This window comes from Vibrio vulnificus NBRC 15645 = ATCC 27562, from assembly GCF_002224265.1.
GTDB lineage: Bacteria > Pseudomonadota > Gammaproteobacteria > Enterobacterales > Vibrionaceae > Vibrio > Vibrio vulnificus.
In genome coordinates this window covers 1,319,847-1,343,630 of the sequence record NZ_CP012881.1, presented here as the reverse complement: position 1 = coordinate 1,343,630, position 23,784 = coordinate 1,319,847, and the positions used below count along the sequence as shown (strand labels likewise).

General features: G+C 50.6%; 23 protein-coding genes. 7 read left to right on the top strand and 16 right to left on the bottom strand.

What is annotated here, in order from left to right; translation table 11 throughout:
* Nucleotides 1-4: 4 nt before the first annotated feature.
* Both AOT11_RS06200 and AOT11_RS06195 read left to right on the top strand, forming a co-directional pair.
* On the top strand, nt 5-496 hold the full coding sequence (locus tag AOT11_RS06200) for a type II secretion system protein M (protein ID WP_017420495.1): 492 nt from the start codon (nt 5-7) through the stop codon (nt 494-496).
* 1 nt (nt 497) lies between these two features.
* A complete protein-coding gene (locus AOT11_RS06195) occupies nt 498-1,259 on the top strand; it encodes a type II secretion system protein N (protein WP_017420494.1) in 762 nt (253 codons plus the stop codon).
* Between the two features lie 116 nt (nt 1,260-1,375).
* Here the strand turns inward: AOT11_RS06195 and cysQ are convergent, their stop codons facing one another.
* The 4 genes from cysQ to AOT11_RS06175 form a co-directional block, all read right to left on the bottom strand.
* A complete protein-coding gene (gene cysQ / locus AOT11_RS06190) occupies nt 1,376-2,203 on the bottom strand; it encodes a 3'(2'),5'-bisphosphate nucleotidase CysQ (protein ID WP_017420493.1) in 828 nt (275 codons plus the stop codon).
* Nucleotides 2,204-2,217: 14 nt separating this feature from the next.
* A complete protein-coding gene (nudE, locus tag AOT11_RS06185) occupies nt 2,218-2,772 on the bottom strand; it encodes an ADP compounds hydrolase NudE (protein ID WP_011078932.1) in 555 nt (184 codons plus the stop codon).
* Nucleotides 2,773-2,887: 115 nt separating this feature from the next.
* Nucleotides 2,888-3,472 (bottom strand): Fe-S biogenesis protein NfuA, encoded by a 585-nt coding sequence (gene nfuA / locus AOT11_RS06180; RefSeq protein ID WP_026050270.1) that lies wholly within the window; start codon nt 3,470-3,472, stop codon nt 2,888-2,890.
* A gap of 130 nt (nt 3,473-3,602) precedes the next feature.
* Nucleotides 3,603-4,313, bottom strand: coding sequence for a ComF family protein (locus AOT11_RS06175; protein WP_026050271.1), 711 nt, complete (start codon nt 4,311-4,313; stop codon nt 3,603-3,605).
* Nucleotides 4,314-4,401: 88 nt separating this feature from the next.
* On the opposite strand from AOT11_RS06175, the gene bioH reads away from it, so the two are divergent.
* Together bioH and AOT11_RS06165 are read left to right on the top strand one after the other, a co-directional pair.
* Entirely contained in the window at nt 4,402-5,169 is a 768-nt protein-coding gene (gene bioH, locus AOT11_RS06170; RefSeq protein ID WP_026050272.1) for a pimeloyl-ACP methyl ester esterase BioH, read from the top strand.
* A 137-nt stretch (nt 5,170-5,306) separates the two neighbouring features.
* Nucleotides 5,307-5,777, top strand: a complete 471-nt coding sequence (locus AOT11_RS06165; RefSeq protein ID WP_011078928.1) for a hypothetical protein — start codon at nt 5,307-5,309, stop codon at nt 5,775-5,777.
* Between the two features lie 215 nt (nt 5,778-5,992).
* Here the strand turns inward: AOT11_RS06165 and AOT11_RS06160 are convergent, their stop codons facing one another.
* Entirely contained in the window at nt 5,993-8,317 is a 2,325-nt protein-coding gene (locus tag AOT11_RS06160) for a Tex family protein (protein ID WP_017420490.1), read from the bottom strand.
* A 235-nt stretch (nt 8,318-8,552) separates the two neighbouring features.
* On the opposite strand from AOT11_RS06160, the gene greB reads away from it, so the two are divergent.
* From greB to envZ, 3 genes are all read left to right on the top strand, one after another.
* Nucleotides 8,553-9,035, top strand: a complete 483-nt coding sequence (gene greB / locus AOT11_RS06155; RefSeq protein ID WP_011078926.1) for a transcription elongation factor GreB — start codon at nt 8,553-8,555, stop codon at nt 9,033-9,035.
* A 201-nt stretch (nt 9,036-9,236) separates the two neighbouring features.
* Nucleotides 9,237-9,956, top strand: coding sequence for an osmolarity response regulator transcription factor OmpR (gene ompR, locus AOT11_RS06150; protein ID WP_011078925.1), 720 nt, complete (start codon nt 9,237-9,239; stop codon nt 9,954-9,956).
* A gap of 92 nt (nt 9,957-10,048) precedes the next feature.
* Nucleotides 10,049-11,347, top strand: coding sequence for a two-component system sensor histidine kinase EnvZ (gene envZ / locus AOT11_RS06145; RefSeq protein ID WP_017420489.1), 1,299 nt, complete (start codon nt 10,049-10,051; stop codon nt 11,345-11,347).
* Nucleotides 11,348-11,423: 76 nt separating this feature from the next.
* Here the strand turns inward: envZ and AOT11_RS06140 are convergent, their stop codons facing one another.
* The 11 genes from AOT11_RS06140 to AOT11_RS06090 all read right to left on the bottom strand — a co-directional run bounded on the left by AOT11_RS06140 (nt 11,424) and on the right by AOT11_RS06090 (nt 23,782).
* Complete coding sequence (locus AOT11_RS06140) at nt 11,424-12,830, bottom strand: uracil-xanthine permease family protein (RefSeq protein ID WP_017420488.1); 1,407 nt, start codon at nt 12,828-12,830, stop codon at nt 11,424-11,426.
* Nucleotides 12,831-13,083: 253 nt separating this feature from the next.
* Nucleotides 13,084-15,165 (bottom strand): ATP-dependent DNA helicase RecG, encoded by a 2,082-nt coding sequence (gene recG / locus AOT11_RS06135; protein WP_017420487.1) that lies wholly within the window; start codon nt 15,163-15,165, stop codon nt 13,084-13,086.
* A gap of 126 nt (nt 15,166-15,291) precedes the next feature.
* Complete coding sequence (trmH, locus tag AOT11_RS06130) at nt 15,292-15,978, bottom strand: tRNA (guanosine(18)-2'-O)-methyltransferase TrmH (RefSeq protein ID WP_017420486.1); 687 nt, start codon at nt 15,976-15,978, stop codon at nt 15,292-15,294.
* A gap of 87 nt (nt 15,979-16,065) precedes the next feature.
* Complete coding sequence (gene spoT, locus AOT11_RS06125; RefSeq protein WP_017420485.1) at nt 16,066-18,186, bottom strand: bifunctional GTP diphosphokinase/guanosine-3',5'-bis pyrophosphate 3'-pyrophosphohydrolase; 2,121 nt, start codon at nt 18,184-18,186, stop codon at nt 16,066-16,068.
* 34 nt (nt 18,187-18,220) lie between these two features.
* Nucleotides 18,221-18,493, bottom strand: coding sequence for a DNA-directed RNA polymerase subunit omega (gene rpoZ / locus AOT11_RS06120; protein WP_017420484.1), 273 nt, complete (start codon nt 18,491-18,493; stop codon nt 18,221-18,223).
* A gap of 127 nt (nt 18,494-18,620) precedes the next feature.
* Entirely contained in the window at nt 18,621-19,244 is a 624-nt protein-coding gene (gene gmk / locus AOT11_RS06115) for a guanylate kinase (protein ID WP_011078918.1), read from the bottom strand.
* Nucleotides 19,245-19,529: 285 nt separating this feature from the next.
* A complete protein-coding gene (locus tag AOT11_RS06110) occupies nt 19,530-20,747 on the bottom strand; it encodes a tetratricopeptide repeat protein (protein ID WP_017420483.1) in 1,218 nt (405 codons plus the stop codon).
* A gap of 10 nt (nt 20,748-20,757) precedes the next feature.
* Nucleotides 20,758-21,390, bottom strand: coding sequence for an energy transducer TonB (locus AOT11_RS06105; RefSeq protein ID WP_011149230.1), 633 nt, complete (start codon nt 21,388-21,390; stop codon nt 20,758-20,760).
* A gap of 4 nt (nt 21,391-21,394) precedes the next feature.
* Nucleotides 21,395-21,802: an ExbD/TolR family protein gene (locus AOT11_RS06100; RefSeq protein WP_011078915.1), complete on the bottom strand. Its 408-nt coding sequence runs from the start codon at nt 21,800-21,802 to the stop codon at nt 21,395-21,397.
* Between the two features lie 81 nt (nt 21,803-21,883).
* Nucleotides 21,884-22,411, bottom strand: a complete 528-nt coding sequence (locus AOT11_RS06095) for a MotA/TolQ/ExbB proton channel family protein (protein ID WP_017420482.1) — start codon at nt 22,409-22,411, stop codon at nt 21,884-21,886.
* 9 nt (nt 22,412-22,420) lie between these two features.
* Complete coding sequence (locus tag AOT11_RS06090; protein ID WP_017420481.1) at nt 22,421-23,782, bottom strand: MotA/TolQ/ExbB proton channel family protein; 1,362 nt, start codon at nt 23,780-23,782, stop codon at nt 22,421-22,423.
* Nucleotides 23,783-23,784: the final 2 nt, after the last annotated feature.

Genomic DNA, 23,784 nt, shown 5'->3' with positions numbered 1-23,784 from the left:
GCAGATGACAAATTTACTCAATATGTTCCAAGCTTGGTGGAGCAGCATTAGCCAGCGTGAGCAACGTTTAGTCGTGGTGTGTGGTGTATTCGGTCTTATCGGGCTGATTTACTGGGGTGTTTTGCAGCCCATCAATGCGCGCGCTGAACAAGCTCAGTTACGCATCCAAAGTGAGAAACAGCTACTCAGTTGGGTGAGTGAGAAAGCCGATGAGCTCACCGGTTTACGTGCCAGTGGCGGCGTGTCGTTTTCCGATCAGCCACTTAACCAAGTCATTGCTTCGTCCGCGCGTCAATTTAAGGTGGAGCTACAACGCGTTCAGCCCCGCAATGAGATGTTGCAAGTGTGGGTCGCTCCGATGCCATTTAACCGTTTAGTGGACTGGTTGGCTTTTTTGAAAGAGAAGCAAGGCATTGAAGTGGAATTCATGGACATCGACCGTGGTAAAGAGTCCGGTCTAGTGGAAGTTAACCGATTACAGTTTAAGCGAGGCTAGGGTGAAGCGCGCGATTATTTACAGCCTGATTTTTGTTCTCTTTTTTAGCATCAGTTTGCTGTCGAGCATTCCAGTTAGCTTTGTGCTCAATTACTTGCCGCCAGTGCGTGGCCTGACGATTGAGGGCACCTCTGGGTCGGTGTGGCAGGGCAGCGCAAGCACCATTCGTTGGCAAGGTCAGAGCTTTGGCGAGGTGCATTGGGATTTTCAAACCAGTAAATTGTTCACCGGTAACGTGCAATACGCATTGCGCTTTGGTCGCGGGAGCGATTTGAATCTGCGTGGTAAAGGTTTGGTCGGCTATGGTCTTGGCCAAGGGGCGTATGTGGAAAATCTTGTCGCTTCGTTACCCGCGGAAAAAGTGGCCTCACGTTTGCCCATGCCTTTGCCTCTGCAAGTGGAAGGGCAATTGGAAGTGAATGTGCGTCACGCGGTTTACCAAGCACCTTGGTGCGTCAGCGGCACGGGCACGTTAGTGTGGAGTGCCAGTAAAGTCGGCACCCCGATTGGCGCATTGGATTTGGGGCCGGTGATTTCCGATTTCACGTGTGAAAACAGCCAATTGTCGGTGAAGGGCGAGCAGCAAAGCGCCCAAGTCAGCGCGCAATTCAGTGCTCAAGTGACGCCAAATCTTCAATACACGACCTCGGCTTGGTTTAAACCAGGTGCAGAATTCCCCGCGGCGATGAAATCACAGCTGAGCTGGCTAGGGAACCCGAATGGTCAGGGGCAATATGAGTTTGACTACCAAGGGCGTTTTTAGCGAGCTTGCCTTGGCGTTGAACGCAAAGAAAGATTCATGACACAAAAAAGCGAGCAGAGCTCGCTTTTTACTTTTCAATCGGCACTTTTTGTCGGCAGCGACTGGGTCATCAGACCCTAGCCTTTGACCTGCAAAATGTCGTTCCACGGTAAGTCGGCATCGCCTAATACGATGAAGTTCGGATTTTCCAAGGTGTCTCGTTCGTTATAAGAAAGCGGTTCCAAGTAGGTGCTGAGGATGCGTCCACCGGCTTCTTCCACGATACATTGTGTCGCCGCGGTGTCCCACTCCCCAGTCGGACCAAGGCGCAAATAGCAATCCACGGCTCCTTCTGCGACCAAGCACGCTTTCAATGCCGCTGAGCCTAACGGCACCAAATCGTAATTCCAACTGCTGCTCATACGGTTGGTGATGCGATTGATGTCCTGACGGCGGCTGATGGCAATCGCAATGTTTTGTCCGGGCAGTTCATGTTTGTGGGTTTGAATTTTCAAGCTTTCGTTCATCTCGGGGATCTTCCATGCGCCTTTGCCTTGATACGCATAGTAAGTTACGCCTGAAACCGGACCATACACTACGCCCATTACCGGCTTGTTGTTCTCCACTAAGGCGATGATGGTGGCAAAATCGCCACTGCGGGCGATAAATTCCTGCGTCCCGTCAAGAGGGTCCACCAGCCAGTAACGGTTCCATTGCGCGCGTTTTTCCAAGCTGATATCCGCTGCTTCTTCAGACAGCACTGGAATGTCTGGGGTTAACTCACTCAGTCGTTGGGTGATCAGTTTATGCGCGGCGAGATCGGCGCTGGTGACCGGCGTCTCATCGCTTTTGGTGTATTCTTGGTACTGCTTACTTTGGTAGATATCCAGAATCAATTGCCCCGCGGTGCGAGCAATATCGATAACTTGCGGCAACAGTGCCGATAAATTCTGTGAGGTAGGCATAGCTCTCTTCCTTACTACTTGGCCGGTCGAAGTGCTCTCAGTGCCAATAGTAGCGCTGTGATACTGCGGGATTCACAAAAATCTAAGTGATGAAGAAGTTCTTCTGCCTGCGCGAGTGGCCAACGAACCACTTCAAGTGGCTCTGGCTCATCGCCTTCCAATGTTTCTGGGTACAGATCTTGTGCCAAAAACAGCGTCATTTTGCTTGAGAAATAGGAAGGAGCCAGCACCACTTGCTTCAATGGCGTTAATTGTTTCGCGCCAAAGCCGATTTCTTCTTTCAATTCCCGATCCGCTGCTTGTTCGGCGCTTTCCCCCTGATCAATAAGCCCTTTAGGGAAGCCAAGCTCATAGCGCTCTGTACCTGCAGCATACTCTCTCACTAATAATAGGTCACCTTGCTCAGTAACGGGAACCATCATTACAGCATTTTTACCGCTCGGTTTGAGGCGTTCGTAAATTCGCTCTTCGCCGTTGGAGAAACGCAGTTCAAGGCTTTCGATAGAAAAGAGTCGTGATTGGGCAACGACATTACGATTGAGAATATCGGGTTCTTTCCTTCTGCTCATGACGTTGATTCCTCCTGCAAAACATTGATGACTGGAATATATACTAAAAGAAAAGGTTGGCCCAAGTGTGCCAACCTTTAAATTTCGTCTCAGTTATAACCAAAATGAGAATAACTTAGTAGTATGAGTGATCGCCGCGATCGTGCTCTGTGGCATCGCGAACCGCTGTTAGCTCACCTGAGAATTGTTGTAGTAACTCTTTCTCGATGCCTTCTTTTAGCGTCACGTCGACCATTGAACAACCGTTACAGCCGCCACCAAAGGCAACAATCGCCACGCCTGCGTCAGTGATTTCCATCAGTTTTACGTGGCCGCCGTGACCAGCAAGTTGTGGGTTTACTTGAGTTTGAATCGCGTATTCAACGCGCTCAAGCAGTGGCGCGTCGTCCGCGACTTTACGCATTTTGGCGTTGGGTGCTTTCAGCGTTAACTGTGAGCCCATTTTGTCGGTCACGTAGTCAATTTCCGCATCTTCTAAAAACGGCAAGCTGAGCTCATCAACGTAGGCAGAAAAGCTTTGGTATGGGATTTCGGTATCGGTAGCTTCTACCGCTTCAGGTGGGCAGTAAGAGACGCCACATTCTGCGTTTTGTGTGCCTGGGTTGACGACGAAAACACGAATGTTGGTTCCATCAGGCTGCTGGCCCAATAGATTGGCAAAATGAGTTTGTGCTGCTTCAGTGATAGTAATATTTGACACGACGAATACCCGAGTAAATTTGTAGGTTATTGACGCCATTTTACTCCTGATAACGAAAGGATCTAGTGTTTTGATGAGAAAACATGCTTTAGAGCGCACACCACACCGTCAAGCGGCAGTGACATCCAACTCAATCCTTCTCGGGAGTTCGGCAGAGGCAATAAATATCAATGCTTTCCACGCCGACTGCAAGCAGTAATTGACATAATTGTCGTACCGTACAGCCCGTCGTGACCACATCATCGACAATCGCGACATGCTTGGGAATCGCATGGGGCAGCGCTGAGCGATTGAGGCGAAAAGCACCTGCTAAATTGCGCTGACGCTGCTGTTTATTGAGCCCTTGCTGTGGCGGAGTGTGCAACAAACGAGTAAAAGCGTGAGCAAGGAATGGGCGATTTAATCTACGGGCCAGTTGCGCCGCCAATACATCGCTTTGATTGAAGCCTCGCTGCCATTGCCGACGCCAATGCATCGGCACAGAGAGCAGCAGTGGCGCGGGGTGGTCAATGCGTTGGATGAGCAAAGGAGCCAAGCTGGCGCAGTACCAGAACTTGCGCTGATGTTTGATTTGATTGACGTAGTGTGAGGCCGGGAAGCGATACGGCGTGAGGCAGTAAAGCCTTTGCCAAGGGGGTGGAGATTTCAGACATTGGCCGCATTGGGGGACAACCGTTAACGTCGGCAGCCCGCAACGTTGGCAACGCGGTTCGGCATCGAACAGGGTTAGGCAGTGCCGGCACCAGAGCGGGTGGTGGTCGTGATTCATCGGCAAGCCGCACAGATGACAGAGGCGAGGAAGAGATCGGAGTATTTTTTCACTAAGCCAATCGGTTAACATACGGGCAGTGGGGCGAATGAATCGTGTCGCTAGCGTACTCGACCACACGTGACGCATGAGGCTGGAAAAAGTAGGAGTAAGAGGGAAGATGAGCACAGATTTACACTGGCAAACACAAGGTCAGGGGCCCGATTTGGTGTTGCTGCATGGCTGGGGCATGAATGGCGCGGTGTGGCAGCAGGTGGTTGAAAGGCTGGAGCCGTACTTTCGTTTGCATGTGGTGGATCTGCCTGGCTATGGCCACAGCGCCCATCTTCATGCGGCAAGTTTAGAAGAGATTGCTCAGCAGCTTCTCGAGTATGCACCGAAACAAGCCATTTGGGTTGGCTGGTCATTAGGTGGGCTGGTGGCGACGCACATGGCGCTGCATCACGCCGATTATGTCAGTAAGTTAGTGACGGTGGCGAGCTCACCTAAGTTCGCCGCAGAAGCGCGTTGGCGTGGCATTCAGCCACAAGTTCTGAGCGCCTTTACCGAGCAGTTGAGTGAAGACTTTCACACCACGGTAGAGCGTTTTATGGCGCTGCAAGCAATGGGCAGCCCTTCGGCACGACAAGATGTGAAAAACCTCAAACAAGCGGTGTTTTCGCGCCCGCAACCCAACCCTCAATCGCTTTTAGCTGGGCTGCAAATGCTGGCGGAGGTGGACTTGCGTGACCATCTGCCGCACTTAACCATGCCGATGTTGCGTCTGTATGGCCGTTTGGACGGGTTGGTGCCGATCAAGGTGGCGCAGGATCTGGAGAAAGCCTTACCAACGAGTGAGCAGTTCATTTTCACCCAGTCGTCACATGCGCCCTTTATCACTGAACCAGAGAGCTTTTGCCATCAGTTGCTGAGCTTTGCAGGCAAGTAAGCGAAAAATAAAATTAAACCTGTTCAAATATTGGTCGATACAAGAAGTAACCAAGGCAACTTACTACGGTTAGTGAAGCGGTTTTGGGGCTGTGCAATGATGTGCATGGTATGGCGATTCTTTGAGGAGGTATCGCGATGATAGTGTCACCGACCACTGTGAGTGTGCCACTGATCGCCCCATCGGTAAATGTGCAGACAGAGCAGGCCGCGCGCGACAACAGAGTGCGTGAACCTGTGGCGCCAACCGTTGCGTTGGCCAAATCTAACGCGGAACGTAAAGTCAAAAGTGATGATAAACGCCGACGTCAATCTTCGTGGGATCCTTCAGAGCACCCTGGCTATGAGATGGAAACCAATACGCAAGAGATCTCGGTCTATCATGAAGACCCTAAAGATACGCTTGAGCGGCTTTTTGGACTTCTGGCACTGCGAAGTTACAGTGAAGAACAGGGTAAAGGCTACGCAATGCGCTATCGTCTGCCCAAACGTATCTTGGATGCGGCGATAAGAGAAGGGATCATGGAGAAGCGTCGAGCGATCATCAAGTACCATTACGGTCACTCTGTCGCCCCTCATACCCCTTCAGAAGTGATTGCGGTGTTATAGCAAGCAAACACCACCGCAGTGACTGACGATAAAAACCCACTATGGAAACATAGTGGGTTTTATTTTCGTTCAGTAACCTATACCCTTCTTGCTTGAAGCTGCAGCGGTGTTGGCGACGTTCGTTCACCCCAATTACATAGTTCATCTATGCTCATGGGGATTCACTCACTTGCCGCCTACCTGCAACTCCAAGCAATTTGGGTATAATGAGGTTGTTACTTTTTCGCTTTGGCAAACGCGGCGGCAAATGCGCCGCCCATGGCACCGCCAAGCGTATTGTCGTTGTCTTGGCGACGTGGCGATGGGGCGCGGCGCTCTTGCTGGCCACGTGGTGCGGTGGAGCGTTGGCTGCGATTGTCTTGCCCCGGCTCATCATTGAGACGCATCGACAGTGCGATACGCTTACGTTGCACATCCACTTCCATCACTTTGACTTTGACGATGTCGCCCGCTTTAACCACTTCACGCGGATCAGAAACAAAGCGATCGGTCAGCGCTGAAATGTGCACCAAGCCATCTTGGTGAACACCGATGTCAACAAAAGCGCCAAAGTTGGCCACGTTTGACACCACCCCTTCAAGAATCATCCCAACTTCCAGATCGGACACATTATGAATGCCTTCAGCGAAGGTGGCGGTTTTGAATTCAGGACGAGGGTCACGGCCCGGTTTATCCAACTCTTTGATGATGTCGGTCACCGTTGGCACACCAAAGTGCTCGTCGGTGTAATCCACTGCGCGCAATCCTTTAAGGAAGCTCGAATCGCCAATCAGCGCCTTGACCGCTTTTTGGTTCTTCTCGGCAATCGCTTTGACCACAGGGTAGGCTTCAGGGTGAACCGAAGAAGCATCGAGAGGGTTTTTGCCATCCATAATACGTAGGAAGCCCGCACACTGTTCAAACGCTTTTGGCCCTAAACGTGGCACTTTTTTCAATGTGGTCCGGCTGTCGAAACGGCCATTCTCATCACGAAAATCGACAATATTCTGTGCCAACGTGGTCGAGAGACCCGCCACGCGGGTCAGCAGCGCGGCAGAAGCGGTGTTGACATCCACACCGACCGCGTTTACACAATCTTCCACCACCGCATCAAGGCGTTTCGCCAGCATGGATTGGCTCACGTCGTGCTGATATTGGCCCACACCGATTGATTTCGGATCGATTTTCACCAACTCGGCCAGTGGGTCTTGCAGGCGACGAGCAATCGACACCGCGCCACGCAGTGACACGTCCATATTCGGGAATTCTTTGGCCGCCAGTTCTGAGGCAGAGTAGACCGAAGCGCCTGCTTCGCTGACCATGATTTTCTGTACTTTGAGATTGCCACGTTTAATCAAATCTGCAGCAAAGGCATCGGTTTCGCGTGAAGCAGTGCCGTTACCAATCGCAATCAAATCGACGTTGTGTTGCTTGATCAACGCGGCCACCGTTTGCATGGCGCGATCGTACTGGTTCTGCGGCACGTGTGGGTAAATGGTATCGGTGGCCAGCACTTTACCGGTGGCGTCCACCACCGCGACTTTACAACCGGTGCGCAGGCCAGGGTCAAGGCCAAGCGTTGCGCGTGGGCCCGCAGGCGCAGCCATCAACAGATCTTTGAGGTTAGTGGCGAAGACTTCAATCGCTTCGATTTCTGCGCGCTCTTTCATTGCCGCCATCAACTCGGTTTCCATGTGCATTGAAACCTTGATGCGCCATGCCCAACTGATGACCTGTTTGCGCCAGTTGTCTGCAGGGGCGCTGCTCAGCGTCACACCATAGTGATCGGCAATCAGGGTTTCGCAATAGGATTGGCGCACACTTTCTTCTTGCTGTGGATCGGCATTGAGCGTCAGGCTCAGGAAGCCTTCGTTTCGGCCGCGCAACATCGCCAAAGCACGGTGAGAAGGCACTTTGCTGATCGCTTCGTTATGCTCAAAGTAATCTTTGAACTTCTCGCCTTCTTGTTCTTTGCCCGCCACCACGCGTGACACAATTTCAGCATGACGATTGAGGTACTGGCGAATTTTCTCCAGCAAGTTTGCGTCTTCGGCAATGCGCTCCATAAGGATAGCACGTGCGCCATCGAGCGCGGCCTTGCTGTCTTCCACCCCTTTTTCGCCATTAATGTAGCGGATTGCTTCACTTTCAGGCTCGGTTTGTGGGTGGTTCCAAAGTGTATCGGCCAGTGGCTCTAGGCCTGCTTCAATCGCGATTTGCCCTTTGGTACGGCGCTTTGGCTTATAAGGCAGGTACAGATCTTCAAGGCGCGTTTTGCTATCGGCCGTGAGGATTTCACTTTCCAGCTTTGCGGTGAGTTTGCCTTGCTCTTGAATCGACTTAAGAATGGTTTGGCGACGGTCATCCAGCTCGCGCAGATAGGACAAACGGCTATCGAGGTTGCGCAATTGGGTATCATCAAGCCCACCGGTTACCTCTTTACGGTAACGGGCGATAAAAGGAACGGTGTTGCCATCATCAATTAGGGTAACGGCAGCAGTGACTTGCTCAGGGCGAACATTCAGCTCTTGAGCAATCAGACGACAGATAGCTTGGCTCATCCGTGGGATCTCTTTGTTCTTCGTTAGTGGGTCTAATATGGGGACAGTTCGCGTCAGTTTCTACCCTTGTGGGAGAGTGGCTGAGTGACATGCGTTCATGTTGGTGATCAATAACACGTTTTGCCGCCGCTTTTGAGAGTATTGCGTCAAATCTTCGCAGGTGACTGGCAAAGCGCGGCAAAACTCGTTACTTTTCGCTCCATCTGATTCCGTTCGAGCCATTAAGGGAAAGTTCGTGAAAACCAAAATGATTACCCGCGAAGGGTATAACAAGCTCAAGCAAGAGCTCGATTATCTATGGAAAGAGCATCGGCCTGAGATCACGCAGAAAGTATCGTGGGCGGCGAGCCTCGGCGATCGCTCAGAAAACGCCGACTACACCTACAACAAGCGTTTGCTGCGTCAAATTGACCGACGTGTACGTTTCCTGAGTAAGTTTTTACCGGAAGTCAAAATCGTTGATTACGCGCCACAGCAAGAGGGCAAAGTCTTCTTTGGTGCGTGGGTGGAAATTGAAAACGAAGCGGGTGAAGTGATGAAATTTCGCATCGTCGGCCCTGAAGAGATATACGGTGACGCCAAAGGCTACATTTCGATTGATTCACCGATGGCGCGCGCACTGCTGAAAAAAGAAGTCGATGACGAAGTGCAAGTGCCAACCCCAAGCGGCATCAAAGAGTGGTTCATCAACTCGATTGAATACGATAAAGGGGAGTGATTTCTCTTGTCGCCTTTTCAAACCCGCCTTGTGCGGGTTTGCTTTATCTTAACGATTAGTGACGTATGACGTTGCAAGTGGGTAGTGCATCCGCTAAAAAGTAATAAAGATTAACAATTCTTTGCGCCACATTCGGATGATTGGTGTTACATTTTACCGAACCAAATTTGGTGGAAGCTTATGAAATAGGTGGACGGACACATGCAAGAGAATTTTAAAATTTTAGTGGTTGATGATGATGCTCGCTTGCGTGCGTTGTTGGAGCGTTATCTATCAGAGCAAGGTTTCCAAGTGCGCAGTGTCGCTAATGGAGAGCAGATGGATCGCCTATTGACCCGTGAAAACTTCCACTTAATGGTACTGGATTTAATGCTGCCTGGTGAAGACGGTCTTTCGATCTGTCGTCGTCTGCGTAATGCCAACAACATGTTGCCTATCCTGATGCTAACAGCCAAAGGCGATGAAGTTGACCGCATCGTTGGTTTAGAAGTGGGTGCGGATGACTACCTGCCAAAACCGTTCAACCCACGTGAGTTACTTGCGCGTATTAAAGCGGTGTTGCGTCGTCAAACCATCGAGCTGCCAGGCGCGCCAAGTGCGGAAGAGAAAATTGTCGAGTTTGGTGAGTTTCGTTTGAACTTGGGCACGCGTGAAATGTTCCGCGGTGATGAGCCGATGCCACTCACCTCGGGTGAATTTGCGGTACTGAAATCGCTAGTGACCAATGCGCGTGAACCGATGTCGCGCGACAAGTTGATGAACATGGCGCGCGGACGTGAATACTCCGCGATGGAACGTTCCATTGACGTACAAATTTCTCGCCTTCGTCGCATGTTGGAAGAGGACCCAAGCAAACCTCGCTACATCCAAACTGTATGGGGCTTAGGTTATGTGTTTGTTCCTGATGGCAAACCAGCTTAATCTGACATGATGATTCTTCTCCAATCCCTGGCTTTGACCAGGGATTGTTGTTTATTCTACCTTCGTACTCTACCTAGCTGCCGAGGTCTTTGATGCGTTTTCGTAGTTCCTTTACCCAATCGATCTTTATCTTCATTACGTTGCTGCTCGCCAGTCAGGTGTTCTCCTATTACGCGGTGTTCAACTACGCGCTATTGCCGAGTTTGCAGCAGTTCAACAAAATCCTTGCCCATGAGCTGAACTTGGTGCTCGATGATGATAGCGCGCTGATGGCGGATGCGCCGTTGCGTCGGCAGGTTCTGGAGCAACTGGGCGTGACGGTGCACGCGGCCGACAGTGAGCAAGCCAAAGAGTTTGAGCATGCAATGACCATCGATCTGATGAGTGAAGAGATGACTCATGAGCTTGGTTCGCCAACCGAAGTGCGTCTGCTGTTGGGCAGTGAAAGCTACATTTTGTGGATGCAAATTGACGCCTTGCCGGGTTCGCTGATCCGCATTCCGCTCTCTGAACTGCAAGAAGAAGATTTCGCTCCACTGTTTCGCAATAGTTTGATTGTGGCGCTGTTGATCATCGCTGGCGGTTGGCTGTTTATCCGTCTGCAAAACCGACCACTCATCGCACTGGAAAAAGCCGCTAAGGAAGTCGGTCGAGGGGAAATCCCGCCACCGCTGCCAGAAAAAGGGGCTACAGAGATCCGTGCAGTGACGCGCGCGTTCAATCAAATGTCTCGCGGCATTCAAGAGTTGGAAGCTGACCGCGCGTTGTTGATGGCGGGTATTAGCCATGATTTAAGAACGCCGTTAACACGAATTCGCCTTGCGACTGAAATGATGTCACCAGAAGACAGCTATTTAGCGGAAGGGATCATCAGTGATACTGAAGAGTGTAATGAGATCATCAGCCAGTTTATGGACTACCTCAAACCAGTGAATACGCAAAGTTTCACCGAGGTCGACATCAATGGTATTTCTGGGGATGTAGCGAGCTCCGAAGGGGGTTACGAAGTGCAGATTGAGACCGCCTTTCAGCCTTCGATTCGCACCGCTTTTGGCAGCCCGATTGCGATTAAGCGTGCCGTGAGCAACTTAGTGGTCAATGCACTGCGTTACGGTAATGGATGGGTGAAAATCAGCACGGGGATGACCGCAGACAGCAAGTTGGTGTGGGTGTGTGTGGAAGATAACGGCCCAGGGATTGAAAAATCACAAGTGGCGAAGTTGTTTGAACCTTTCACCCGTGGCGATACGGCTCGTGGTAGCGAAGGAACAGGCTTAGGGCTGGCCATTGTCAAACGTATTGTCAGCCAGCATCACGGCTCGGTGGTGGTGAACAACCGCAGTGAAGGTGGGCTCAAAGTACAGCTGAGCTTTCCGACCAGCGAACGTTAGTCGTAACCTTATTTAGGAAGGGTCATTGGGTTAAAAAAGGGTTGCCACAGTCGGCAACCCTTTTTCTTTGTGTAGATTAGCGCTTTACAGTTGCGGGCTCGTGCGCCTTTTCCTCTTCTTCGTCCTGAAGCTTTTCAGGCAGAAGAAGGTTAAGCACAATCGCGGTAATGCCACCAGCAGCAACGCCGGAAGAGAAAATGCTCTTAATGAACTCAGGCATAAACTGCAAAATCTCCGGTTTCTGCGCAATGCCTAAACCCATCGAGAACGACAGTGCCATGATGAGAATGGCACGGCGATCGAGGTCAACACGAGAAATGATGCGCACACCTGCAGCGGCGATGGTGCCGAACATCACGACGGTTGCACCGCCTAAAACCGGTTCCGGAATCAACTGAACAAAACCAGCTACGCCAGGGAACAGCCCAAGCAGTACCAACATGCCGGCGATGAAGTAACCGACGTAGCGGCTTGCGACACCCGTTAGCAAGATCACGCCGTTGTTTTGGCTGAAAGTGGAGTTTGGGAAACTATTGAATACCGCCGCGATTGCCGAGTTAAGACCGTCGGCCAATACGCCGCCTTTGATCCGTTTCATGTACACCGGGCCTTTGACTGGTTCGCCAGACACTTCCGAGGTGGCGGTAATATCACCAATCGCTTCCAGCGCGGTGATGAGGAAAATCAGGACCAGTGGAATAAACAGCGACCAGTCGAAACTCAGACCAAACTGCATCGGGATTGGCAAGGCAACCAGTGCGCTACTTCTGCTGGCTTGGCGAGTGTCTACCATGCCCATGAAGTAGGCCATGACATAGCCCACCAACATGGCAATCACAATCGACGCCACGCGTACGTAAGGGTTCTTGGCGCGATTGAGTAACACAATCAGGCCCAGTACGGTTCCCGCCAGCGCCAACTTATCGAGGCTGCCAAAAGTGCCATCGCCCAGTGCTGCGTAGCCGCCGCCCATCGATACCAAACCGACTTGAATCAGGGTCAAACCAATTAAGGTCACAACGATGCCAGAAACCAATGGAGTAATGATGCGACGCGCGTATTCCAACACGCGCGAAAGGAGAATCTCTGCAAACGAGGCAACTAAAATGGTGCCAAAAATCGCCGCCATCATGCTCTCAACGCTGGCGCCGCCTGCCTTCAGCGCCAAACCAGCACCGATAATCGGACCTAAGAAGTTAAAACTGGTGCCTTGTACGGACAGAAGCCCAGAACCAATCGGGCCAAAAGTACGGATTTGAATAAAGGAAGAAATGCCCGAAGCAAACAGCGACATGCTGATGATGGTGTTGGTTTGTTCGGCAGACACGCCAAGGGCTTGGCAAATAATCAAAGATGGGGTGATCACAGCGACAAACATCGCCAGCAAGTGCTGCAGGGCAGCAAACAAAGTTTGCGGCAAAGGTGGACGATCATTGAGTTGATAGATCAGGTCCGTTTTACGCGTCGGGTTCGGCGTTGTCATGGTATTTTCCTAATTGTTGTACGCAGACTTAGCGCTCGCTGAATGGGAGGCCAAGGTGAACGGATGTCATCATCTGTGATTGCTGTTACTCAGAAATCCGCTCTGGTTGGGAAGGTGAGAAAAGTCATCCTCACAATTTGTGCGGCATTATAGGGCGATTATTCTAAAAAGCAATCGTTTGCTATTTTCTGTTGACTAAACAGGATGATTGATTCGACAGGGAGCGAAGAGAGTGGTCAATGAAAGGCGTGGATCACGCCTTAGAATAAATATCACGTTCGCCCAACCAGCGTTCAATAATCGCGGCGGCATTTTGTGGGTAATTGTGGTGAATGTAGCGTGCGGCGCGCTGAACTTCGGGAATCAGGCGCTGATCGCGGACGAGATCGGCAATTTTGAAATCCGCCAAGCCAGTCTGTTTGGTGCCAAGCAGTTCACCCGGCCCGCGGATTTCAAGATCGCGTTGGGCAATGACGAAACCATCGTTACTTTCGCGTAGCACCGAGAGGCGCTTTTGCGCTGTTTTGGACAGCGGAGCGTGATAGAGCAATACGCAGTGGCTTGCTACTGAGCCTCGACCGACGCGACCGCGCAACTGGTGCAATTGTGCGAGACCCAAGCGCTCGGGGTTTTCGATGATCATTAAGCTGGCGTTGGGCACATCGACACCGACTTCGATCACTGTGGTGGCCACCAAAAGATGCAATTCATTGTTTTTGAACGCTTGCATCACCGCTTGTTTTTCAGCCGGTTTCATTCGGCCGTGCACCAAACCAATGCGCACATCAGGCAATTTACGTTGCAGCTCTTCGGCGGTTTCTGCTGCCGCTTGGGCTTCCAATACTTCCGATTCATCAATCAAGGTACAGACCCAATACGCCTGCTTGCCCTCATTGAGGCAGGCATGACGAATGCGCTCGACAATGTCTTCGCGTTTGGTATCGGGAATCGCGACGGTTTGGATCGGGGTTCGCCCCGGCGGTAACTCGTCGATCACCGACGTTTCCAAATCGGCATAGGCGGTCATGGCCAATGTGCGAGGGATCGGAGTGGCAGTCATTATCAGTTGGTGTGGGTAAGCACCTTGTTTGGCGCCTTTTTCACGCAGCTCCAAGCGTTGATGTACGCCAAAGCGATGTTGTTCATCAATGATCACAAGCGCAAGATGGTCAAACACCACGTGTTCTTGGAACAGCGCATGCGTCCCAACCACCATTTTCGCTTCGCCACTGGCAATGCGGGCTAACTCGGCTTCTTTGGTCTTGCCTTTGAGCTTGCCTGCTAGCCAGCCAACGGGGATGCCCATTTTTTCAAACCAATTAGCGAAGTTGATCGCGTGCTGCTCGGCCAGCAGTTCGGTGGGCGCCATCAGCGCCACTTGGTAGCCATGTTCGATAGCGCGTACCGCCGCCAATGCTGCCACTAAGGTTTTGCCCGAACCGACATCCCCTTGCACCAAACGCATCATCGGATGCGCTTTTTGCAAATCTTCTTCAATCTCTTGCACCACCCGCGCTTGGGCATTGGTCGGTGAAAAAGGCAGCTGGGCTAACAGCTGTTGTTTAAGCTGGTGGACGGGGGGCAGTGGCAACGCGACATCTTGCTGACCTTTGCTGCGCACGGCGAGCATGGATAAGTTCTGAGCCAACAACTCTTCCATAATTAAGCGGATTTGGGCTGGGTGCTTTCCTTCATCGAACAGTTCCAGATTCATCTCCGGCGAAGGACGATGGATAATGTGCAGCGCTTGCCCCATGGTCAGTTGTTGGTCATACAACCCGGCAGGCAGTAACTCTTGAACCGCGGCTTTATCGAGCAGGGCGAGGGCTTGGTCTGTGAGGTTACGCAGCGTGATTTGCCTTAAGCCATCGGTGGTAGGATAAACAGGCGTTAAGCTCTGTTCCACATCGGGCTTCTGCGTTGGGGCGAAAAACTTGTAGTCTGGGTGAACGATCTCCAGCCCCATATTGCCGCGCTTAATTTCGCCGTAAGCGTGTACTAACTTACCTTCGGCAAAATTGTTTTTCATTGCCGCGGTAAAGTTGAAAAAACGCAGCGTGATGGTGCCATTCCCGTCGCTGAGTTTTACCGTTAACATCTTGCGTTTACCAAACAAGGTATCCACTTGCATCACATTACCCTGCACAGCGGCCCACAATCCAGCATGCAATTTGGCAATCGGGTAGATGCGGGTACGGTCTTCGTAACGAAGTGGCAAGTGAAACAGCAGATCTTGCACGCTGCTTAGGCCAATTTTCTCCAGCTTTTCAGCCACCTTAGCACCGACCCCGCTGAGGGACGTGAGGGGGACAGCAGATAACAGTTGGGCAGACATATTGGCCTCAAGACAATGATAAACATAGCGTTATGTTAACCATTAAGCTGTGTTTTTGTACAGGAAAAATAGGCTCTAGAAAACTAGAAAACTAGAAAACTAGAAAACTAGAAAACTAGAAAACGACTATTTCTTTTGCATGTCTGCCCACCAGTCAGGATCCGCAACAATTTGTCCGGCATCATCCAGTGGTGGGTAAGCGAGCCCTTTTCGTTTGGCGACCTTGGCCAGCACCGGGTGACCGCGCTCAAACAAAATACGGTTGATGGTTTCGGCATCAATCGAGCTTTCGTCGTTTTGGTACATACCTGCGGCTTCACGTTGGCGCTGCGCTTCATACAGAATCACCGCGCACGCGACCGAAACGTTGAGAGATTGCACCATGCCCACCATAGGAATAATGATATCTTGATCGGCCAGCGTTTTGGCTTGCTCGGAAACGCCAATCTTTTCGCTGCCCAAAATGATCGCGGTCGGTTGGGTGTAATCGATTTGGCGAAAATCGACGGCGCTATCAGAGAGGTTGGTTACCAACACTTGCATGCCTTGTGCTTTTAAGGCGCTCACGGCGTCTGCGATGGAATCATGCGTATCCACTTCCACCCAGTTTCTTGCACCAGCAGAGGTGTTTTTCAATGTCTTCATTCGCTCGGTGGGCCACACGGCATGCACTTTGTGCAATCCCGTGGCATCGGCAGTGCGGATCATCGCTGACACATTATTGGGTTTATGCACTTCTTCAAGGCACAAGGTGAGATCGGTTTGACGTGCTTTTAAAACTTGTTGGATTCTCTGATAACGTTCTTCATTCATAACATTTTGAATTTGGCTTTCTGATAAAAATAAAAAGCCCTTGAAACCTTGATTTCAAGGGCGATGAAAAGCGATCGAATGCGGTGATCAGTTCTTGCGACGACGCACGCGTGAACAAGATGGCATGACGCGAATCTTCTTCATGATGCCTGCAAGATGCACACGATCTTTGGTGGTCAGTAGCACCGTTACGGTATACAAACGGCCATCACGCTCTTCAGTCGACAGGCCATGGATGTTTGAACCCGTTTTGGAAATCACGTTAGTCAGCTCTGCCAAAGCACCTTGATGGTTAAGCATGTCGACTTTAAGTTCCGCGATGAACTCTTGATCGTAATCGTCTGACCATGCCACCGCCATGTACTTGTCGGGCTCGCGTTGGTAGCCACGTACGTTTGGACAGGTCTCACGGTGAACCACCAAGCCTCTGCCCGGTGACACATGGGCAATGATGTGATCATCTGGGATCGGATGACAACAGTTGGCAAACGTGAGCAGTAACCCTTCTGAGCCACGAATTGGTAGTTTCTTCTTGTTCTTGCTGTCGTTTGAACGCAGTTCCGTGAGCTCGTCTGCATCGCCTAATAAACGACGCGCAATCACGATGCTCATACGCTCACCCAAACCGATGGCTGCAAGCAGATCATCCAAAGATTGGATTTTGAGATCGCTCAAGACATGGTTGAGATTTTCTGTGCTGATGTCGGCAAGTGAGTGCTCACCGAGCGCATGATTCAACAAGCGGCGACCAAGGGTAATCGACTCTTCACGACGCATGGTTTTCAGCACTTGGCGAATCTTAGTTCGTGCACGAGAAGTCACCACATAGTTGAGCCAAGCTGCGTTAGGACGGGCACCTGGTGCACTGATGATCTCAATGGTTTGACCATTTTTCAGCGCTTTGCTCAGCGGGTATGGATTGCGATCGACACGTGCACCAACACAGGTATTACCGACATCGGTATGCACGGCATAGGCAAAATCCACCGCCGTCGCCCCGACAGGCAGTTCAACAATGCGGCCTTTCGGTGTGAAGACGTAAATCTCATCCGGGAAGAGATCCGACTTAACGTTCTCGATGAATTCGAAGGAGTTACCTGCGCTCTGCTGAAGTTCCAGCAAACTTTGCATCCAGCGCTGCGCCTTCACTTGCGCTGTGGTGCCAGTGCGTTCGCCATTGCCCTTATAAGACCAATGTGCCGCGACCCCTTTGTCCGCCATTTGGTCCATGTCTTCGGTGCGGATTTGCACTTCGACCGGAACGCCATGAGGGCCGACCATCGAGGTATGCAGCGATTGGTAGCCGTTGGCTTTAGGGACCGCGATGTAATCTTTCATACGACCAGGGCGAGGCTTGTACAAGCTGTGTACCTGGCCGAGTACGCGATAGCAAGTGTCGGCGGTATCGACCACGACACGAAACGCGTAAATATCCATGATGGTGTGAAAACGTTGCTCTTTGGTTTTCATCTTGTTGTAGATGGAAAAAAGATTCTTTTCACGACCGACTACGCGAGCTTTCAAACCCACTTCTTGCAAGCGGCCTTCAATTTCACTGTGGATACGTTGGATCATCTCTTTGCGGTTACCACGTGCAGATCGAACGACTTCCTTTAACACGCGGTAGCGATTGGGATAGAGGGCTTCAAAGCCGAGCTCTTCCAATTCGGTTTTAATATTGTGGATACCAAGGCGATGAGCCAAAGGTGAATAGATTTCGAGTGTTTCGCGGGCAATTCGGCGTTTTTTGTCTGGGCGAAGTGCGCCCAAGGTACGCATGTTATGAGTACGGTCGGCCAATTTGATCAGGATAACGCGAATATCTTGCACCATCGCCAGCACCATTTTGCGGAAGTTTTCCGCTTGTGCTTCTTTGCGATCGCGAAACTTGAGTTTATCTAGCTTGGAAACCCCATCGACTAACTCTGCCACCGTGTGGCCAAATTGTGCTTCGAGATCTTCTTTGCTGACGTCACAATCTTCAATGACATCATGGAGTAAAGCTGCTTGTAGAGTTTCAACATCCAAGCGCATGTCGGCCAGAATGCGCGCTACTGCGACTGGGTGGATGATATACGGTTCGCCGCTTGAGCGGGTTTGCCCTTCGTGGGCATCTCGCGCTACCACATAAGATTGACGCAGAGCCTCAAGTTGAGGCTCTGTAAGGTATTCTTGGGCAACGTCTTTGAGGCTATCGAATAGATACAAATTATGGGCCCGGGATGTTGTGTTTTAAGGCGTATTAACGGTTGCGAGCGATGCTGCTAACGGCCGCTAACTCAGCTGCTTCTTGTTCTTGTTGCTCTTGACGCTCACGTGCATCAAGTACATCTTTAGTGATAAGGCCTTCTTCAATTTCGCGAAGTGCGATAACAGTTGGCTTATCATTCTCTTCCGGCACTAATGAATCTTTGCCGCCAGTTTGCATTTGACGAGCGCGGCGAGCCGCAATCAGAACCAAGTCGAAACGGTTGCCAACTTTTTCAACAGCGTCTTGAACAGTTACGCGTGCCATGAGAACTCCAAATTAGTTAACTAAATTTTTTTGAATGACGAGAAAGTATACAGGCTCTCAGTTCTCAGTGTCTAGCTTGAGGTACCTTGAGTTGTATTATTAGTGCCACAGAATGCTTTCTGGGGTCTTATTCCGCTAAAAGCGCGTCAAGCATACCGCTATATTTAGCAGCTTGTTTGTCTTGCTTCAATCTTTCTGCTCGGATAATGGCCTTAAAGTCCATTAAAGCAGTATCGAAATCATCATTGATGATCACGTAATCGTATTCGTTGTAGTGCGAGATTTCGGATTTCGCTTCTGCCATGCGCTTGGCGATCACCGCTTCGCTGTCTTGACCGCGCGTATTAAGACGACGCTCAAGTTCACCATTAGATGGTGGTAAGATAAAGATGCTCTTGGCATGTGGCATTTGCTCACGAATTTGACGAGCGCCTTGCCAATCGATATCGAGAAAAACATCAATGCCTTTATCTAGGGTGTTTTCAATCCAAACACGTGAGGTGCCGTAGTAGTTACCAAACACTTCTGCGTATTCCAGAAACTCACCTTTGGTAATCAGATCTTCAAAATGCTCTTTCTCGACAAAGTGGTAGTGCACGCCATCTTGTTCACCTGGGCGCATGCCACGTGTGGTGTGAGAGACCGACACTTTCATTGCGTAAGTCGGGTTTTTCTCCAGCATCGCGGAGATTAAGCTGGATTTGCCTGCACCGCTTGGAGCAGAGACGATGTAAAGAGTACCTTTGCCCATCTGTTTTAGTCCACGTTTGGTTTGGATTGAGAGCGGATAGGGAATATCTGCTACTAAAAGATAGCACTGACCAGCGAAAGTTCACCAGTTGATGACTTTTCGGCCAGAAAAATGGAGGCGAAGAGTATCACGAACTGAGGGTGGTTGCCAGTTGAAGTTGTCTCCAAAATGAACACGATTTGCCAGTGGTGTAGACGAAAAAAGGGGAAGACAAGCTTCCCCAGACACGTGCGACTGACTCACACTTAACCAGATGCCAGAATTACTAACAATTCAGACGTTTGGTTATCCTTGACCCGCCAGATATGTGATCCAAGGGCTAACCACTTGGCGCATTTTTTCTGACTGAGCAGCACTTTGCATTGAGCGTAACGCACGCTGAGAATCTTTCAGTTCAAAGTAAGCAAGGCCACGAACGTATTCCAACTCTGCTTTTTGATCTAACTTGGCATCGGCCGCTGGCGTGCCAGTAAACTCAGTGGCTTTATCAAACTGCTTATCTTGAAGCATCAAACGCGCGATGCGAATTTGGCTTTTGGCACTAGGGGCCAAAGCATACGCTTGTTGATAAGTGTCGATCGCTTTATCCAGTTCCTTTGCTTGTTGCCAAAAACTGGCTAAACGCTCTAAATTGTCCTGATTTCGCGTGATATTGCCGTTATCCAGTTCTGTTTGCAGCGTTTTCGCCGCTCGGTATGGAATGTTTTGGTACGCTAAGAAATTCACCAAGCGAAGAAACTCTTTCTCTTCATCAAGTAGCCTCATTTTGTAAGCCATTTCGAGTGCGGAAAGGGCATTGCGCTCTTGGTTGAGTTCCATATAGGTTCCCGACAACTGCATCCAATACCGTTTTTTCTCTGGGTATTTTGTGGTGAGTATTTGTAAAACGCCCACCACTTCTTTCAGTTGCTTGAGCTCGTAGTGCGATGCCATCAACAGCAGATACCAGGATTCACTTGGATTCTTACTCATTGCGATGGCTTGCTTGGTAGGCGCAATCGCGTTTTTGTAATCATCCATCTGAACGTAGGCACTGGCTAGGGTGATGTACGCATGGGCTTGAGGCTTTTCATCGGTGGTTTTGGCGATTTCAAACCAGGTTTTCATCGTCTCTACCGACTGTTTGTACTTTTCTTCAGAAAGGTACAATTGGGCCAAGCTATAACGCACTTGCTGAGCCACAGGAACAGGCAAAGCCTCCAGTTTTAACGACTCTGCGAAGTATTTTGCCGCATTTTTGTAATCCTCTTTGAGGGAGTACAAAAAGCCCGTTTGTTGCAGCAGTACCGCGCGATCATATTTTTTGGTGGTGCCTTCCAGCGCGTCAGAGAGCTTTTCCAATGCCGCAGAGTATTTCTCTGTTGCGATCAGTTCCTGCACCTTATTCACAGTACGGAAGGTACGGTCAGACAGTTCCGGAGCTTCTTTCGCTTGCGCTGGTGTGAGTATCACACCAGCAATCAAGGTGAGGGAAGCCAGGACATTTTTGAATGATTTCATCATGTTTGACTCCTTAGTTTACCGAGAACTCAATTTCCTGAGCCATGCGAGAGCTGACAGGTTTGCCATCGACCATCTTGGGTTTAAAGGTCCACTTAGACACGGTTTTCCGTGCTTCTTTACCCAAATCCATGCGGCGAGGTTCCTCTTTGAGAACTTTAATGTCTTCCACCCCGCCACGCTCGTTGACGGTGAACTCGAGAACAACCAAGCCTTTTTCCAATCCCGCCTTGGCGGCTTTACGCGGCATTTGCGGCTGGAAAGTCGCTAATGGCATCGGCCCACCAGTGCCGGCTACTTGCGCCCCGCCACCTTGGGAATAATGACCAAGAACGGAACCACCAGTAATGTTGACGGGCAGATCCAGCTTAGGCATGTCCATTGGGATCTGTTCCATCACCGGTTTTACTGTGGAGGTGATCTTCATCTCCGGCGGTGGTGGTGGACGTTTCGGTGGTGGCGGTTTGGGTAGCTCGCGTTTTTTCTCCTGTACTTTTTCTTCGGGTTTGACTCGAATGAAATCCACCATGCGCAGATCATCGTTCGATGCCAGTTCGTGGCGCTCTTTATTTACCAGCTTGTCCATCCCCCAGAACAATCCGAGGGAGACAACGAGCGCCAGTGCAATTGAGGCCAGATAACGCATAAGCTTAATCCTTGTTGGTCGCGGCGATGGAGATATTGGCTACACCAGCCATGCGTATCTGGTCCATCACTTTTACAACCACACCAGCATTCGCTTCTTCATCCGCTTGGATGACCACTGCACCATCTGGGCTTTCTGCACGCAGGCGTTCAACGTTGGCTCGGACCGCATCGACTTCGACGCGTCGCTTATCGATCCAGACATCGCCCGCCGCGCCAACCGCGACCATGATGTTACCTTTGGCGACGGTTTGCGCCGAGTTGGCACTAGGGCGATTCACATCGATACCCGCTTCTTTTACAAATGACGTTGTTACAATAAAGAAGATCAACATGATGAAAACGATGTCGAGCATCGGGGTCATATCAATGGCCATTTCATCATTACTGTCACTGCTATAGCGTCTTTTCATGACCTATACCTCTAATTCCATTTATTGATACCAAATCAGCCAGAGCGATAGAGAGAAAAGGCGACCGCTCTGTAATTGGTATTAGGCAATATGCTTCAACTTATCTTCCAGTTTACGAGTGGTGACTTTCGCTAAGTGATCCAGTCGGGTGCTAAAGAACAACCCTGATAGCGATGCCACCATTCCTGCAAGTGTTGGAATGGTTGCCTTTGAGATCCCTGACGCCATGGCGCGAGGGCTTCCTGTTCCGACGATGGCCAAAATATCGAATACTTGAATCATGCCCACCACGGTGCCTAAAAGGCCAAGCAGTGGACAGAGGGCGATCAACACTTTGACGATCGGTAACCCCTTTTTATTCTCGATATCCTGACGGGAGATGATCTCCTGCCTGATCATTTTGGCGTTCCAGCTGGTGTGTTCCGAGCGCTCAGTCCAAGTGGCAACGGCTTGCTTCATGGCACGAGGAGCGACGGCAATAAAGTAGAACCAGCGTTCCAACAGTACGACCCACAGCATGAAGCTGAGGACAAAGATCGCGACCAGTACGTCGCCACCCATGCCAAGGAATCGTCTGATGGACTCTAACTCTTCAATTAACCACCACATAGCGCCTCCTTAGCGTTCGGCTGTGTGCAGTTTTTCCTGGTAGCGAGCAATAAAGCCTGCGCTTTGCTCTTCAAGGGTTTGCACTAAACGACGGCCTTTACTGTGCACTAAGGTGTAGAAGAACAGCAGTGGGATTGCCACAACCAGACCAAGCATGGTGGTCACCAGCGCTTCAGAGATACCGCCAGCCATCAGTTTCGGGTCGCCAGTACCAAAGAGAGTGATCGCTTGGAAGGTACCGATCATCCCCATTACCGTACCCAAAAGGCCCAGTAGTGGTGCAACGGAAGCAAACAGTTTAATGGAGACAATGAATCGCTCGATCTTAGGCGCGTTGCGTAGAATGATTTCATCCAGTTTCGCTTCTAGATCTTCCAAGTTGTCGCCTTTGTGATCTTGATACGCTTGAATCACTTCACCCAGAGGGTTGCCTTCAATCACCGCATCGGATTTGGCTTGCTTACGCATTTTGCCGCCGATCACCAGTAAGCGTAGGTAACAGAATAGGGCAATCAATGCGCCTAATGCACCCATAGCGAGAATCACGTAACCCACGATACCACCTTGGTCGATGCGCTCTTTTACGGTCGGGCTTTGTACCAGTAGAGACAAAATGACGCCGCGAGAAGGGTCAATAAATAGCGGCTCATAGCTTGAAGAGGTGGATTCAAATCCCGCTACGTGACGTGTGATATTGGCACGAGGTTGACGAGACAACTCTTCGAACTTGCCGGTTTGAGGTACGTAGGTAACGTATTTACCATCAGCGATGGCGTTAAATTCACCCACTAAGGTGACGTCACGTACGGCTTCTTTACCTTCGCCGTAAACCACGGTAGCGGGTGTGGTTGAGGTTTCCCCTGAAACAATGATCTGTTGCAGCACGGTGTGCCAGAACGACTCCAGTTCTTCGGTGGAAGGCAGTTCTTTGCTCTCGGCCAGTTTGGTGAGCAAAGCGTCACGTTGTGGGAACTGAACTGCGTTCTGTGAGGCGTTGAATAGGCCTTTGAATTCCCCAGCATACTGACGAACCACACCAAACATTTCGCCCAAAGTGCCTGAACGTTGGCGCAATGTTTCGGTCAGTTCGGTCAGCTTTTTGTCGTTGTCGTCAAAGGTGGCTTTCAGTTGCTCACCCAGCGCTGTCTCGGCTTTGAGTTGGGCTTTCGCCTGCTTGAGTAGCTCTGCTTGTTTGTTGCGGTCGGCAAGAAATTCTTGCTCACGCGCTTTGTTTTCTTTTGACTCAACGATACTTTCCGATTTGACGTTTTTGAGCAGTTCGTTGAGTGACTTTGGTGCTTCCGCTTGCGCGCCTGAGACCATAAACAGGCTAGCCAGTAGTGCGGCTGCGATGGTTTTGAATCCTTTCATGA